17 protein-coding genes are annotated in these 13,640 nt (G+C 61.0%); 15 read left to right on the plus strand and 2 right to left on the minus strand.

Features of this window, described 5'->3' with window-relative positions:
• Window positions 1-15 precede the first annotated feature (15 nt).
• From napG to AB5Y97_RS03445, 14 genes are all read left to right on the plus strand, one after another.
• Entirely contained in the window at window positions 16-753 is a 738-nt protein-coding gene (gene napG / locus AB5Y97_RS03380; RefSeq protein ID WP_005334456.1) for a ferredoxin-type protein NapG, read from the plus strand.
• A complete protein-coding gene (napH, locus tag AB5Y97_RS03385) occupies window positions 750-1,625 on the plus strand; it encodes a quinol dehydrogenase ferredoxin subunit NapH (protein ID WP_368157246.1) in 876 nt (291 codons plus the stop codon). The genes napG and napH overlap by 4 nt, the downstream gene beginning before the upstream one ends.
• Window positions 1,625-2,080, plus strand: a complete 456-nt coding sequence (locus AB5Y97_RS03390) for a nitrate reductase cytochrome c-type subunit (protein ID WP_005334452.1) — start codon at window positions 1,625-1,627, stop codon at window positions 2,078-2,080. The genes napH and AB5Y97_RS03390 overlap by 1 nt, the downstream gene beginning before the upstream one ends.
• A gap of 11 nt (window positions 2,081-2,091) precedes the next feature.
• Window positions 2,092-2,682: a cytochrome c3 family protein gene (locus AB5Y97_RS03395; protein ID WP_107685087.1), complete on the plus strand. Its 591-nt coding sequence runs from the start codon at window positions 2,092-2,094 to the stop codon at window positions 2,680-2,682.
• Window positions 2,683-2,924: 242 nt separating this feature from the next.
• Window positions 2,925-3,431: a molybdenum cofactor biosynthesis protein B gene (moaB, locus tag AB5Y97_RS03400; RefSeq protein ID WP_005344126.1), complete on the plus strand. Its 507-nt coding sequence runs from the start codon at window positions 2,925-2,927 to the stop codon at window positions 3,429-3,431.
• 9 nt (window positions 3,432-3,440) lie between these two features.
• Window positions 3,441-3,965: a cyclic pyranopterin monophosphate synthase MoaC gene (gene moaC, locus AB5Y97_RS03405; RefSeq protein WP_110302479.1), complete on the plus strand. Its 525-nt coding sequence runs from the start codon at window positions 3,441-3,443 to the stop codon at window positions 3,963-3,965.
• Window positions 3,962-4,207 (plus strand): molybdopterin synthase sulfur carrier subunit, encoded by a 246-nt coding sequence (gene moaD, locus AB5Y97_RS03410; RefSeq protein ID WP_005353453.1) that lies wholly within the window; start codon window positions 3,962-3,964, stop codon window positions 4,205-4,207. Before moaC ends, moaD begins: the two co-directional genes overlap by 4 nt.
• Window positions 4,208-4,308: 101 nt before the next feature.
• A complete protein-coding gene (gene moaE / locus AB5Y97_RS03415) occupies window positions 4,309-4,782 on the plus strand; it encodes a molybdopterin synthase catalytic subunit MoaE (RefSeq protein WP_335833838.1) in 474 nt (157 codons plus the stop codon).
• A gap of 87 nt (window positions 4,783-4,869) precedes the next feature.
• Complete coding sequence (gene modA, locus AB5Y97_RS03420; RefSeq protein WP_088869494.1) at window positions 4,870-5,598, plus strand: molybdate ABC transporter substrate-binding protein; 729 nt, start codon at window positions 4,870-4,872, stop codon at window positions 5,596-5,598.
• A gap of 111 nt (window positions 5,599-5,709) precedes the next feature.
• Complete coding sequence (gene modB / locus AB5Y97_RS03425) at window positions 5,710-6,390, plus strand: molybdate ABC transporter permease subunit (RefSeq protein WP_005353447.1); 681 nt, start codon at window positions 5,710-5,712, stop codon at window positions 6,388-6,390.
• A complete protein-coding gene (gene modC, locus AB5Y97_RS03430; protein WP_368157247.1) occupies window positions 6,387-7,487 on the plus strand; it encodes a molybdenum ABC transporter ATP-binding protein in 1,101 nt (366 codons plus the stop codon). The genes modB and modC overlap by 4 nt, the downstream gene beginning before the upstream one ends.
• A gap of 91 nt (window positions 7,488-7,578) precedes the next feature.
• On the plus strand, window positions 7,579-8,355 hold the full coding sequence (locus AB5Y97_RS03435) for an alpha/beta fold hydrolase (RefSeq protein ID WP_368157248.1): 777 nt from the start codon (window positions 7,579-7,581) through the stop codon (window positions 8,353-8,355).
• Window positions 8,356-8,460: 105 nt separating this feature from the next.
• A complete protein-coding gene (gene parM / locus AB5Y97_RS03440) occupies window positions 8,461-9,504 on the plus strand; it encodes a plasmid segregation protein ParM domain-containing protein (protein WP_103252105.1) in 1,044 nt (347 codons plus the stop codon).
• On the plus strand, window positions 9,497-10,255 hold the full coding sequence (locus AB5Y97_RS03445; RefSeq protein ID WP_368157249.1) for a hypothetical protein: 759 nt from the start codon (window positions 9,497-9,499) through the stop codon (window positions 10,253-10,255). The genes parM and AB5Y97_RS03445 overlap by 8 nt, the downstream gene beginning before the upstream one ends.
• Window positions 10,256-10,326: 71 nt before the next feature.
• On the opposite strand, the gene moeB is transcribed toward AB5Y97_RS03445, so the two are convergent.
• Window positions 10,327-11,082, minus strand: coding sequence for a molybdopterin-synthase adenylyltransferase MoeB (gene moeB, locus AB5Y97_RS03450; RefSeq protein WP_368157250.1), 756 nt, complete (start codon window positions 11,080-11,082; stop codon window positions 10,327-10,329).
• Window positions 11,079-12,305: a molybdopterin molybdotransferase MoeA gene (gene moeA, locus AB5Y97_RS03455; protein ID WP_368157251.1), complete on the minus strand. Its 1,227-nt coding sequence runs from the start codon at window positions 12,303-12,305 to the stop codon at window positions 11,079-11,081. The genes moeB and moeA overlap by 4 nt, the downstream gene beginning before the upstream one ends.
• A 308-nt stretch (window positions 12,306-12,613) precedes the next feature.
• On the opposite strand from moeA, the gene folE reads away from it, so the two are divergent.
• Entirely contained in the window at window positions 12,614-13,270 is a 657-nt protein-coding gene (folE, locus tag AB5Y97_RS03460; RefSeq protein WP_005334419.1) for a GTP cyclohydrolase I FolE, read from the plus strand.
• The last annotated feature ends 370 nt before the right edge of the window (window positions 13,271-13,640 follow it).

Here is a 13,640-nt window from a genome sequence, read left to right on the forward strand (position 1 = left end):
GCGGGGGAGTGTGAGATGAGTCGTAGTCGTCGCCAGTTTCTGGCCGACATGGCCAAGGGGGCCTGCGGTGTGGGCCTGCTTGGCGTGGGGCTCGGTGGCGTGGCCCGCCAGCAGGCGCAAGCTGTGCCTGCCCAGGCGCTGCGTCCGCCCGCCGCTCTCGATGAAACAGAGTTCCTCAGCGCCTGCGTGCGTTGCGGGCTCTGCGTTGAGGCGTGTCCCTACGACACCCTCAAGCTCGCCCGGTTGTTTGACCCTGTGACCACTGGTACCCCTTATTTCAAGGCGCGTGCCGTGCCCTGCGAGATGTGTGATGACATCCCTTGCGTGGTGGCCTGTCCGAGCGGGGCGCTGGATCAGCAGATGACCGACATCGATCAGGCCCGGATGGGGGTGGCAGTGCTCATCGATCACGAGACCTGCCTCAACTATCTGGGGCTGCGCTGCGATGTCTGTTATCGGGTCTGCCCGCTGATTGACAAGGCGATCACTCTTGAGCTGCAGCATAACCAGCGTACCGGCAAACACGCCATGTTCCTGCCCACGGTACACAGCGATATCTGTACCGGCTGTGGCAAGTGCGAGCATGCCTGCGTGCTGGAGGAAGCGGCCATCAAGGTGGTGCCACGCCAGCTCGCCAAAGGTGAGCTGGGTCATCACTACCGGCTCGGCTGGGAAGAGAAGGCCAAGGCGGGGAACAAGTCGCTCATCGGCGACAGGCTCACCCTGCCCACCCGCAAACCGGAGGGGTTATGAGTCGTTATCCGGGGGAAGATGCTCGCATCAAGCTGGGGTGGTGGCGTTCCCACCGCTTCCTGTTGCTGCGTCGGCTGAGTCAGTTCAGCGTGCTCGGGCTGTTTTTGCTGGGGCCGTTGGCGGGTATCTGGATCCTCAAGGGCAACCTCTCCAGCTCGCTGTTGCTGGAGACGGTGCCGCTGACCGATCCCCTCACGCTGTTGCAGTCGCTGGCGGCGGGTCACTGGCCCATCACCACTCTCTGGCTAGGGGCTGCCATTGTGCTGGCCGGTTACTGGCTGGTCGGGGGGAGGGTGTTCTGCTCCTGGGTCTGTCCGGTCAACCTCATCACAGATGCCGCAGCCTGGCTCAGGGGGCGACTTGGCCTCAAGGGCAATGGCCAGTTCAGCCGTGCGACCCGCTACTGGCTGCTGGCCATGGTGCTGGTGGTGCCAGCGGTGACGGGCGTGCTGGTGTGGGAGCTGGTCAATCCGGTGTCGCTCGCCATGCGCGGTCTGCTGTTTGGCATGGGGGCGGGCTGGGCCCTGCTGGTGGCGCTGTTCCTGTTCGATCTTTTCGTGGTTGAACGGGGCTGGTGCGGTCATCTCTGTCCGGTGGGGGCCTTCTATGCCCTGGTCAACCGGGTCGGATTTATCAAGATTTCTGCCAAGGGGCGCGAGCGGTGCAGCAACTGCATGGATTGTTATGCGGTCTGCCCGGAGCGTCTCATCCTGCGCGGGCCTGTTCACGGCTCCAAGCGCGGTCACGGGCCCTTGATTGCGGCTCAGGAGTGTACCAACTGTGGCCGCTGCATCGATGTCTGCGCGGAACAAGTTTTTGAAATCACTGTAGGTTTTGCCGTCAAGGCAGAAAAAACGTCGGAGAACAAATAATGAAAAAGCTGATTGGAGCAATGCTGGCATGCCTGATGGCGGGATCCTTGATGGCAGCGGCCCCCGAGATCACCAACAGTACCGGTGGCCTCAAGTCCGAGCGTGGCGCCACCGATCTGGTGACCGATGCCACCGCCGCACCCCTGAAAAACTTCCGCAAGGATGGCGCGCCCTACGATCGCCAGTACATGCATCAGCCGCCGCTGATCCCCCACGACATTCGCAACTATGAGGTGGACACCAAGGTCAACAAGTGCCTGGCTTGCCACAGCTTCAAGAATGCCAGCGCCATGAAGGCACCCAAGATCAGCCCGACTCACTTCGAGACCCGCGACGGCCTGACCCTGGGTGAAGTGTCGCCGCGTCGCTACTTCTGTCTGCAGTGCCATGTGCCGCAAGCGGATGCCAAGCCGCTGGTGGAAAATACCTTTAAACCGGTTGAAGCGCTGAACTGAGGAATCCATAGATGAAATTACCCGGCTTTATCCAGCGTCTGTGGACCACCTTCAAGTCACCATCGAAGGCGGCTCTCTGGGTCATCCTGCTGATGGGCTTCTTCGGTGGCGTGATTTTCTGGGGTGGCTTCAACACCGCCATGGAAGCATCCAACACCGAGGCCTTCTGCACCAGCTGTCACGAGATGAAGGACAACGTGTACGAGGAGTACCGCGACACCATCCACTACGCCAACCGCTCCGGTGTGCGGGCCAGCTGCCCGGATTGTCACGTACCGCACGAGTGGACCTACAAGATCATCCGCAAAGTGCAGGCTTCCAAGGAGCTGTGGGGCATGATCACCGGCAAGGTGGATACCCGCGAGAAGTTCGAGTCGCACCGACGCGAGATGGCGGAGCGGGAGTGGCAGCGGATGAAAGAGACTGATTCGCGCGAGTGCCGCAACTGCCACAACTTCGAGTACATGGACTTCTCCCTGCAGGGGCAGCGTGCCGCCAAGATGCACTCTACCAATCTGGCCAGTGGTGAAAGTACCTGCATCGACTGTCACAAGGGGATCGCTCACCAGCTGCCCGACATGACCGGGGTGAAAGGGTTCTGATCCTGCGACGACAGGCCGGGTTTACCCGGCCTGCGTTTTGTTCATATATGGGACAAGCATCAGATTTGTGTGTCTTTTAAATCCCATATCTCGTGAAACCTTTGGTAGAATCAGCCCGCCGTCACACGCTTGAGCAAGTTGGTCACCCCTGTCTGCGTCCGTTTTTGTGCTCTGACAGCTGGCCTCTCATACCCCTTCTCTTCCTGCCTCGTTGACGGCCCATAGCCACAAGGAGCTGCCCGATGGGACAGAAACACAACGCATTTATTCCCCTCAAGATCGCCGTGCTGACGGTTTCCGACAGCCGCACTGCCGCCGATGACAGCTCGGGCGACTATCTGGTCTCGGCCCTTACCGACGCGGGCCATCAGCTGGCCGATCGGGCGCTCTGCCCGGACAACCTGTTTCGCATCCGCGCGCGGGTGAGCGAGTGGATCGCCGATGAGGGGGTGCAGGTGGTACTGATTAACGGAGGTACCGGCTTCAATGAACAGAACCGGGTACCGGAAGCGGTCGGTGTGCTGTTCGAGCGCACCGTACAGGGTTTTGGCGAGATGTTCCGTCAGCTCTCTTTTGCCGAGATTAAAGGCTCCGCCATGCAGAGCCGTGCGCTGGCGGGACTCGCCAATCGCACCCTGATCTGCTGTCTGCCCGGCTCCACCGGCGCCTGTCAGCTGGGTTGGGAGCAACTGATCCGCGATCAGCTCGATGCCCGCACCAAGCCGTGCAACTTTGTCTCCCACCTCTGAGAGCAAACGATGAACCAGACCGATCCCAAGCAGACCCAGCCCAACCTGACGCATCTGAACCAGAGCGGCGAAGCCCATATGGTGGATGTGACCGACAAGCAGGTGACCGAGCGCGAAGCCCGCGCCGAGGCGTTTGTTGCCATGGCCCCCGAGACGCTGGCGCTGATCCTGAGCGGCCAGCACCACAAGGGTGACGTGTTCGCCACCGCCCGCATCGCTGGCATCATGGCCGCCAAGAAGACCTCTGATCTTATCCCCCTCTGTCATCCGCTGGCCTTGACCAAAGTCGAGGTGGAGATAGTGCCGCTGGCCGAGCAGAATCGGGTGCATATCCGCACTCTCTGCAAGCTCTCCGGCAAGACCGGGGTGGAGATGGAGGCGCTGACCGCCGCGTCGGTAGCGGCGCTGACCATCTACGACATGTGCAAGGCGGTACAAAAGGACATGGTGATCGAACAGGTGCGGCTGGTAGAGAAAAAGGGCGGCAAGTCCGGCCATTTTCAGCTGGGGTCAAATAGCGGGGAGCAAGCATGATCAAGGTACTGTTTTTTGCGCAAGTAAGAGAGCTGGTGGCCTGCGACGAGTTGAGCCTGCCGTGCGACTACGCCACCGCCGAACAACTGCGCGCGGCGCTCTGTGAACGCGGCGACAAGTGGGCGCTGGCGCTGGAAGCAGGCAAGCTCTTGGTCGCGGTCAATCAGACCTTGGTGCCCCTCGATACCCCCATCAATGATGGCGATGAGGTGGCCTTCTTCCCGCCGGTGACCGGAGGTTGATGATGAGCGAGATAATGACCGTGGATCGCACCACTGAGCTGTGCGGTGGTGACGAAGTGGCCTTCTTCACTTTCTCTCCAGTAACGACCGGAGGCTGAGCCATGAACGTCGTAGCCATCACAGATCGCATTCTGGTGCAGCGGGAGGATTTCTCGCTGGCGGACGAATATGCCCGCCTCTCCACCCGCCCCGACAGTGGCGCTATCGTCACCTTCGTTGGCAAGGTTCGCGACTTCAATCAGGGGGAGGAGGTGAAGGGGCTGGCCCTCGAGCACTACCCCGGTATGACCGAGAAGGCGCTGGCTGATATCGTGCAGGAGGCCCGCCGCCGCTGGCCGCTGCAGGAGTGTACCCTCATTCATCGTATCGGTGAGCTGTGGCTTGGCGATCAGATCGTGCTGGTGGCGGTGAGCAGTGCCCACCGCGACGCCGCCTTTGACGCCTGTCACTTCATCATGGATTTCTTGAAAACCCGGGCGCCGTTCTGGAAAAAAGAGCTGACCGCCGAGGGTGTGCAACGCTGGGTCGAGGCCAAGGAGAGCGACAACGCCGCCGCTGCCCGCTGGCAAGCCTGACCTGTTCATCACGAGGGGCACAGGTTCAACGGGAACCACGGCCCCGCCAAGGGGCGCGGATGTGCGGGCCCCATCAGGAGAAAGGGAATGAAACCGCTGTTATCTGTTGTCATCGCCGGCGTCTGCGCCGCCACCTTGCATACCGGTGCCGTGCAGGCCGATGAAGTAAAAGTGGCCGTGGCGGCCAACTTCAAGGGCACCATAGAGCGTATCGGCAAGGAGTTCACCGCCAAGACCGGCCACACTCTGGCAATCTCGTCTGCCGCCACCGGCGTGCTCTACACCCAGATCAGTCACGGCGCACCGTTCGATCTCTTCCTCTCCGCCGATGCGGCGACCCCCGAGAAGCTGGAAAAAGAGGGCATGGGGAGCGATCGCTTCACCTACGCCATCGGCCAGCTGGGGTTGTGGAAGAAGGGGGGGCCGGCCCCTGACGAGGCGACCCTGCGTAGCTGGAAAGGCAACCTTGCCATCGCCAATGCCCGCACTGCTCCCTATGGTGCTGCCGCCATGGCGACCCTCACCCATCTCAAGATCGATCCCAAGCAGTACCGGTTGCTGACCGGCGCCAACATCGGCCAGACCTGGCAATTTGTCGACACCGGCAATGCCGAGCTGGGCTTTGTCGCCTGGGCCAATCTGGTTGAGGCGGGCAAGACTGGTGAAGCCTGGGCAGTGCCAGCGAGCTTCTATCCTCCCATCGAGCAGCAGGGGCTGGTATTGAAGAAAGGTGCCGCGGTCGAGGCGCTGGTCGCCTGGCTCAAGGGGCCGGGTCAGGCGCAGATCAAGGCAGCGGGTTATGCCTTGCCCCAATAAGGGGATGGGCCTGATGCGATACCCTGAGTGGTCGGCCTTCGGGTCGGCCACTCTTTGCAATAAGGATGGATACCATGCCGTTGGGGGCATTTATCAACCGGGAGGTCGGCAATGAGTGAAGGGGATCTGCTGGCGGTCTGGCTCACCCTGAAGCTTGCAGCCAGTACCACAGCGATTTTGCTGTTGCTGGCTCCGCCGCTGGCCTGGTGGTTGTCGCGCAGTCAGAACCGCCTGCGGCCGCTGGTGGAGGCGCTGGTGGCGCTGCCGTTGGTGCTGCCCCCCACAGTGCTGGGGTTTTATCTGCTGCTCGCCTTCTCCCCCGAATATGGTTTCGGCGCCTGGTGGCGCGACACCTTTGGCGCCCCGCTCGCCTTCAGCTTTCTCGGCCTGCTGTTTGCCTCCATCCTCTATTCGCTGCCGTTTGTGGTGCAGCCGCTCACCTCCGCCTTCGTCAACATGGGCAACAAGGAGCTGGAAGCTGCTGCGACCCTGGGGCTCGGCCCGCTGGAGCGCTTTTTCCACATCATCTTGCCGATGACCCTGCCCAGCTTCGTAATGGCGGCAGCCCTCGGCTTTGCCCATACATTGGGGGAGTTTGGCGTGGTGCTGATGATTGGCGGCAATATCCCCGGCGAAACCCAGGTGCTCTCCATCGCCCTGTTTGATCATGTGGAGGCGATGGATTATCAGAACGCCCATATTCTGGCGGGCGGCCTGATGGCCTTCTCGCTGGTGATGCTGGTGCTGGTCTATGGTGTGTTGCAGCGCAGACAGCGGAGAGTGTTCGGATGAACCTACCCGCTACTATGCCGCCTGTGAACGTGCCGCCCCGCCATGCCTTGAACCTCCATGCCCGGCGCGAGTTTGGCCCCTTTACCCTCGATTGCGCACTGACCCTCGAACTGGGGGGGATCCTCGGCCTGTTCGGCCCCTCGGGCTGCGGCAAGAGCACCCTGCTGCGCATCATCGCCGGGCTCGATCGCCGAAGCGGGGATCGCTTGCTGTGGCGCGATCGGGAGTATGCTCAACTGCTGCCCGAAGCGCGCCGGATCGGACTGGTGTTTCAGGACTCGCGCCTCTTTCCCCATCTGACGGTGCTCGGCAATCTGCAACTGGCGGCCCGCAAGGGACGGGGGCGTTGGCAACCCGAAGCGCTGGCGGCGCGGCTCGGCTTTGCCGATCTGCTGGGGCAACCTGCCCATGCCCTCTCTGGCGGTCAACGCCAGCGGGTTGCGCTGGGGCGGGCGCTGCTTGCCGAGCCCGATCTGCTGCTGCTCGATGAGCCTTTTTCGGCGCTCGATCGGCGTAGCCGCATCCATCAGGCCCATGTGCTCAAGGGGTTGCAGCAGGAGAGCGGTATCCCGATGATCTTCGTCAGCCACGCCATGGAGGAGGTGAGCCTGCTCTGCGATCAGCTGGTGCTGCTGGAAGGTGGCAGGGTCGAGGCACAAGGCAGGCCGAGCGAAATCTTCGCCCGCACCGATCTATCGCTCGCCAGTCGCGACGATGCCGGGGTGATGCTGGCGGCGACCCTCTCTCACTACGATGAAGAGGAGCAGATGGCGACCCTGCAGCTCGGTGAGCAGCAACTGCGGGTCACCATGACCCAGGTGCCGGATGAGAGCGGCCCTTTGCAGATCAAGGTGGCGGGGCGCGATGTGGTGATCGCCACGGCCCCCATCGAGCACTCCAGCCTCTCCAACTGTCTCGTCACCCGTCTGCTGGCGGTGCGCGAGGTGCGCCCCGGCCAGACCCTGTTGCAGTTGGCGCTGGGTGAGCAGATACTGCTGGCCCGGATCACCAGCCGCTCCGCCAGGCGGCTGGCGCTGGCGCCGGAGCAGCAGATCTACGCTTATATCAAGGCGGTGAGTCTGGTCAGCGAAGGCTGATTGGGCGCCGTGCTGATAACGTGGCAGGATGGCCACGGGCAACATAACAACAAGAGATGGTTCAGGTGATGAGTCGAGAGGCAATACACTGATGCGCCGCAATCAGGTGATGAAATTCAACGGTCTTGCCCTGCGCAGTGCGGGGGAGGGCCCCTTGCTGTTGCTGCTGCATGGGCTGGGCTCCTCCAGCCTCGACTGGCAGGCGCAGATCGAACGGTTTTCCGAACACTACCGGGTGGTGGCGCTGGACTTGCGCGGCCACGGCCAGAGCATGCAGGAGGGGCCGTTCGATGTGGCGACCCTGGCAGCCGATGTGGTGAACTGGCTCGACGAGCAGCCAGAGCCCGCCTGGGTGGTGGGATTGTCGTTGGGGGCCATGGTGGCGCTGGAGCTGGCGCTGCAACTCCCCCACAAGGTGCAGGGGCTGGTGTTGGTCAACGGTTTTAGCGAGTTTCTGCTGGAAACACCCAAAGATCAGGAGCGTTACGCCCAGCGCCTCAAATGGCTGCGCTGGTTTGGCATGCGCCCGCTCGCCTGGTGGCTGGGACGCGAGCTCTTCCCGGGCCCGGATCTGGCGCAGGTGCGCCACACCTTCCGGCTGCGTTTCGTGCGCAATAAAAAGAAAACCTACAAGGCGCTGCTGGAGGCGTTACCCGGCTGGTCGGTACGCGCCCGGCTCGGCGCCATCTGGCAGCCGGTGGCCATCATCTCCACCAGTCACGACTACCTGCCGCTGGCCAAACGGGTAGAGCAGTTTGCCGCCCTGCCCAACGCCACCATCCACACCCCCAATGGCCACCACGCCTGGCCCGCGGAAGATCCTTCCGGATTTAATCATTTGCTTCACCGGATTTTAGAAACCCATTAAACTTGTCGCCCTTTTACCCCGTGTATGTATTGGTTCGATCGCCTTGCCAAAGGCATAAGGCAAGGCAATCGGACCCATTTCTGATCTATTAACAGGTGTTTCCTCATGTCTGAAGTAATGAAAATGGCCATCGATGATGGCTCGACCAACGTCAAGGTGAGCTGGATTGAGAACAAGGTGCTCAAGACCATCATCTCTCCCAACTCCTTTCGCAAGGACTGGAAGAGCGCCGCATTGCGTAAAGACAAGAAGATCTACAACTACGAGATAGGCAACACCAAGTACACCTACGACGCGACTTCCGACAAGTCTCTGGCCACCACTCATGTGGAGTACCAGTATGACGATCTCAACCTGCTCTCCGTGCATCATGCCCTGTTGCAGACCGGTGTGACGCCGTGCGATGTCGCCATCACAGTAACCCTGCCCATCACCGAGTTTTACAACCCGGACGATTGCCAGCGTAACGAAGAGAAGATCGAGAAGAAACGCCGCAACCTGATGCGTCCGATCACCCTTAACAAGGGCGAGCTGTTCAATATCGTCAGTGTCGAAGTGATGCCGGAGAGTCTGCCTGCTGCGCTTTCTCGTCTGATTGGTTCAGGCTGCAACGAGTTCACCAAGACTCTGGTGATCGACTGTGGCGGCACCACTCTGGATATGGGGATCATCGTCGGTGAGTTTGATGATGTCTCCGATGTCTACGGTAACAACGAGATCGGTGTCTCCATGGTGACCGACGCTACTCGCAAGGCGCTGGCCGCAGCAGACAGCGATTCCAGTTATCTGGTGGCCAACGAGTTTATCAAGCGTCGCCACGACATGAGCTTTGTACGCGATGTGGTCAACGATGAGAGCCAGATCCCCAAGATCCTCGAGAAGATGCAGAACAAGATCGACGAGCTGGGCACTCAGGTTGCACATGAAGCGAAGAAGTTCGCCAAGAACCCGAACCGTGTCTATCTGGTCGGTGGCGGCGCATCTCTGATTTATGACGCTATCAAGGCGGCCTATCCCACCCTGGGTGACCGTGTCGAGCTGCTGGACGATGCCCAGTCCGCGCTGGCTCGCGAAATCTGCCTCTACACCACGGAAGAGGATGAAGTCTATCGCGAAGCGCCTGTGATGGCCGAGGTTGACGATGAGTAGTCAACTCAAGCGCATGACCTTCTCCATCTATATGGATCCGGGTGCGCTGGAGTCTGATCGCTATGCGGTCGGGGTATTGCAGAACTGGTATCAACGGGCGCGAAAGATCCAGGAGGGCACCGAGGAGTTTGATTTCTCCAAGAGCCGTTTCCACAAGGATATCTACCTCTCCGGCATGTTCATGTACGTGCTGGCGCCCAACCTCTGCAAAGCGATTGCCAATGCGCTAGGGCCGGAGCAGGTGAGCATGACGACCCTGCGTCATGCCTTTGCCAGCTGTGGTTTCAATCTGGGGGAGGTCGCTGGCGAGGCGCAACCTGCCGCAGATGTGATGATTGACGAGATTGTGGCCAGGCTTGCACCTCAGTTGGGGCAGAGTGATACCACATCTCTGGTGGACGAGATTGTCAGCCGGCTTGGCGAGCAGCAACCCGCCGAGATGTGGGATGAACTCAGACAGGGGCTGCCTGCCGCGCTGGATCATGACCAACTGGCCGAAGCCATCGCTGGCAAGCTGCCATCAGCAGGGGCCGAGCAGGATCTGGCTCCCCTTGCCAGCAGTATCCAGCTGCTCTCTCGCCAACTGGAAGAGCAATCTCGGCTGATCCGCGAGCAGCACCGGTTGATCCAGCGGCTGGCCAGTGCCCCCGCTCGACAGAGTGTTGTCGGCACAGAGGCAGAACCTTTGATAGAGGATCTCTCGAGTCAGGTGGCCAGTATGAAAAAGGTCAAAGCCAAGGGGATCTTCTGATCCCCGATACCGTTGCTAAATCGGAATACAAAAGCCGAACCACAGGGTTCGGCTTTTTGATCCCGTTTGTGTCAAGGCTGGGAGCAGACGGGGCAGTCGGGGCGCTTGGGCAGCTTCATCTCGCGGAAAGTGCCGCTCAGGCCGTCGATCATCAGCAGGCGGCCGCTGTAGTTTTTTCCCGTACCCGCCAGCAGCTTGATGGTTTCCAGTGCCTGCAGGCTGCCCACCAGACCCACCACGGGGGCGAGCACGCCCGCCTCGACGCAGGTGAGGGCCTGCTCGCCAAACAGGGCGCTGAGGCAGGCGTAGCAGGGTTCATCTTCCTGCCAGGTGAAGCTGCAGAGCTGACCCTCCAGCCGGATGGCGGCGCCACTGACCAGCGGTATTCTGTGCTGGCGCGCCTTTTGGTTGAGCAGGTTGCGAATGGCCAGATTGTCGGTGCAATCGAGCACCAGCTGATGCCGGGGCAGCAAGGCATCGAGCAGCGCCTCATCGGCCACGGCAGCGTGGGTCTCGACGTTGAGCCAGGGATTGAGGGCACGCAGCGATTGCGCTGCTGAGTCCACCTTGTAGTGACCGATGCGCTCATCGTTGTGCAGCACCTGACGCTGCAGATTGGAGAGCTCCACCTTGTCGAAATCGACCAGGGTGAGCTGGCCAACCCCGGCCACCGCCAGATACTGGCTGGCGGCGCAACCAAGGCCACCGGCGCCGATCACCAGCACACGGGCCTGCTTGAGCGCCTCCTGTCCCTCGAAGTCGAAGGATTTGAGGATGATCTGGCGGTTGTAGCGCAGCAGTTCGGCGTTGCTCAGGATCTCGCTCACAGCAGCAATCCCCCGAATGGCTCCACGGTCACCGTCTCGCCCGCGGCAACGCGGCCCCGTTCCCGTTCAAGAACGATGTAGCAGTTGGCTCGCGACAGGGAGCTGAACACGGCGGAGTCCTGCGAGCCGGTGCTGCGCACCTCGAGGCCGTTTGGCCCTTGGCTCATGATGCCGCGCTGGAAGTCGAGTCGGCCCGGGCTCTTTTTGAGTGGTTCGGCCGCAATGGCCTGTAGCTGGAGTGGCCGCTCGAAGCGTTGGCCCGCCAGCTTGGCCAGCGCCGGTTGCACCAGCTGATCGAAGGTAACCATGGCGGAGACCGGGTTGCCCGGCAGGCCGAAGAACCAGGCGCGGGGCAGACGACCAAAGGCAAACGGCTTGCCCGGCTTGATGGCCAGCTTCCAGAAGCCAATCTCGCCGAGCTCGTCGAGCAGCTGTTTGGTGAAGTCCGCTTCCCCCACCGAGACGCCGCCGGTGGTGATGAGTACATCGGCCTCTTCGTCGGCGCGGATAAAGGCAGCGCGTAGCTGGGCCGGGTCGTCGGGGATAATGCCAAGGTCGAGGCAGTTGCAGCCCATGCGCGCCAGCATGGCCCGCACGCCGTAGCGGTTGGAGTCATAGATATCGCCGTGGGCAAGCGGGGTACCGACCGGTTTGAGCTCGTCGCCAGTGCTAAAGATGGCCACTTTCAGCGGTCGGCGCACCACGACGGTAGCCACGCCGAGGGAGGCCAGCAGTGGCATCTCTCTTGGGGTGAGGCGAGTGCCGGCTGGCAGAACGCAGGCGCCCTTGCCGATATCGCTGCCGGTGCGGCGGATATTCTGGCCCGGTTCGGGTTGTGCCAGAAAAGTGATCCGATCGCCGTCGGCCTGCGTTTCTTCCTGCATCACCACTGCATCCGTACCAGCCGGTACCGGGGCGCCGGTCATGATCCGCACGCAGTGGCCAGCGGGCCACTCGCCCTGATAGGGCTGACCGGCAAACGCCTTGCCCGCCATGATGAGCGGGGTGCCGCTGGCGAGATCCGAAAGGCGCACGGCGTAACCGTCCATAGCGGAGTTGTCGAAGGGGGGCACGGCGAGGGGAGAGGCGATGTCGCTGGCAAGAACCCGGCCAAGGGCCTCTGGCAGGGGCAGTTGCTCGCTGTCGCAGCAGCAGGCGAGTTGTTCCAGCATCCCTTGCAGGGCATCGCTTAAGGGGAGTAGTCCGCTGGTATCAAATCCCATCGTCATGACCTCTTTCTATGATTGAAGGCGGGATTATCACAAAAATCCCCGGGGATGGGCAGGTTATCTCAAGGATTCTCGGGGTAATCGGCGCTGAAACGGGGGTAGATGGCCATAAAGTATGAGGTGACGCACAAGTTGACTTGAATCTTGGCGGCAATGGCCGTTTACTATGCCGCCATAACTGATGGCCGTCACATCCCGTGTGGCGACCATTACAGCGATACTGTCGGCCCTGTACGCCGCCATAACATAAGGGGTTGCTCCTTGAGCTGCCCTCACAGTCCCTGAGCGTGGGAGAGAAGATAATGACAACCTTAAGTCCGGAAGCCTTGCTGGTCAGGGCTGCCCTCGAAGCCCAGGGACTGGAAACCCCCCTGGTCACCAACGAGCTGAACAGCCAGCAGAAGCGGGAGAAGATCGAAGGCCATATGCGCTCCATCATGGAGACGCTGGGGCTGGATCTGACCGATGACAGTCTGGCCGAGACACCGCACCGCATCGCCAAGATGTACGTCAACGAGATCTTCTCCGGCCTCGACTATTCCACCTTCCCCAAAGTGACGGTGATCGAGAACAAGATGCAGGTGGACGAGATGATCATGGTGCGGGATATCAGCCTCACCAGCACCTGCGAACACCACTTCGTCACCATCGACGGCATGGCCCATGTGGCCTATATCCCTCGCGGCAAGGTGATTGGCCTGTCGAAGATCAACCGTATCGTGCAGTTCTTCGCCCGTCGTCCCCAGGTGCAGGAGAGACTAACCCAGCAGATCCTGCTGGCGCTGCAGACCCTGCTCGGTACCAAGGATGTGGCCATCAGCATCAAGGCGACCCACTACTGCGTCAAGGCGCGCGGGGTGATGGATTCCACTTCCTATACCACCACCACCTCCCTCGGCGGGGTGTTCAAGACCCAGCCCGATACCCGGGCCGAATTTCTGGGCGGCCTGCGCGGATAAGATGGCGGTTGTTTTGTAACCGCCACGCTGAATAAACGAGACGCCAGCAGCCATTGCTGGCGTTTTTCATTGGTCCCGGATGAGAGTGGCGGCCTGCAACGGCTTGACCCGTGCGGCTTGCCTTATGCAAACGTTATGCATTTTTTCGATTTATTCATCTGAGCGGTATATTTAATCGAGCACGATAAATCCCTCGTATTCACCTTACAAAAAGTAACCGGACAGACTCTTTCCGAACCATCACAATCCGGTTACTCTAGCGCCCCCTCACGGCTCTCGCTGCCGCTCATGGAATTCAGAGATATTCATCAAGGTTGGATGGTGCGCCACTGAACAGGTGGCCAGATAGTTCATGCCAGGAGGGCGTGAA

It is taken from the genome of Aeromonas sp. R10-2, from assembly GCF_040908445.1.
Classification (GTDB): domain Bacteria; phylum Pseudomonadota; class Gammaproteobacteria; order Enterobacterales; family Aeromonadaceae; genus Aeromonas; species Aeromonas veronii.

Excerpts from the sequence above, each read along its gene's own strand:
- napG (WP_005334456.1), top strand. The coding sequence starts at position 16 with ATGAGTCGTAGTCGTCGCCAGTTTCTGGCCGACATGGCCAAGGGGGCC.
- napH (WP_368157246.1), top strand. The coding sequence starts at position 750 with ATGAGTCGTTATCCGGGGGAAGATGCTCGCATCAAGCTGGGGTGGTGG.
- AB5Y97_RS03390 (WP_005334452.1), top strand. The coding sequence starts at position 1,625 with ATGAAAAAGCTGATTGGAGCAATGCTGGCATGCCTGATGGCGGGATCC.
- AB5Y97_RS03395 (WP_107685087.1), top strand. The coding sequence starts at position 2,092 with ATGAAATTACCCGGCTTTATCCAGCGTCTGTGGACCACCTTCAAGTCA.
- moaB (WP_005344126.1), top strand. The coding sequence starts at position 2,925 with ATGGGACAGAAACACAACGCATTTATTCCCCTCAAGATCGCCGTGCTG.
- moaC (WP_110302479.1), top strand. The coding sequence starts at position 3,441 with ATGAACCAGACCGATCCCAAGCAGACCCAGCCCAACCTGACGCATCTG.
- moaD (WP_005353453.1), top strand. The coding sequence starts at position 3,962 with ATGATCAAGGTACTGTTTTTTGCGCAAGTAAGAGAGCTGGTGGCCTGC.
- moaE (WP_335833838.1), top strand. The coding sequence starts at position 4,309 with ATGAACGTCGTAGCCATCACAGATCGCATTCTGGTGCAGCGGGAGGAT.
- modA (WP_088869494.1), top strand. The coding sequence starts at position 4,870 with ATGAAACCGCTGTTATCTGTTGTCATCGCCGGCGTCTGCGCCGCCACC.
- modB (WP_005353447.1), top strand. The coding sequence starts at position 5,710 with ATGAGTGAAGGGGATCTGCTGGCGGTCTGGCTCACCCTGAAGCTTGCA.
- modC (WP_368157247.1), top strand. The coding sequence starts at position 6,387 with ATGAACCTACCCGCTACTATGCCGCCTGTGAACGTGCCGCCCCGCCAT.
- AB5Y97_RS03435 (WP_368157248.1), top strand. The coding sequence starts at position 7,579 with ATGCGCCGCAATCAGGTGATGAAATTCAACGGTCTTGCCCTGCGCAGT.
- parM (WP_103252105.1), top strand. The coding sequence starts at position 8,461 with ATGTCTGAAGTAATGAAAATGGCCATCGATGATGGCTCGACCAACGTC.
- AB5Y97_RS03445 (WP_368157249.1), top strand. The coding sequence starts at position 9,497 with ATGAGTAGTCAACTCAAGCGCATGACCTTCTCCATCTATATGGATCCG.
- moeA (WP_368157251.1), bottom strand. The coding sequence starts at position 12,305 with ATGGGATTTGATACCAGCGGACTACTCCCCTTAAGCGATGCCCTGCAA.
- folE (WP_005334419.1), top strand. The coding sequence starts at position 12,614 with ATGACAACCTTAAGTCCGGAAGCCTTGCTGGTCAGGGCTGCCCTCGAA.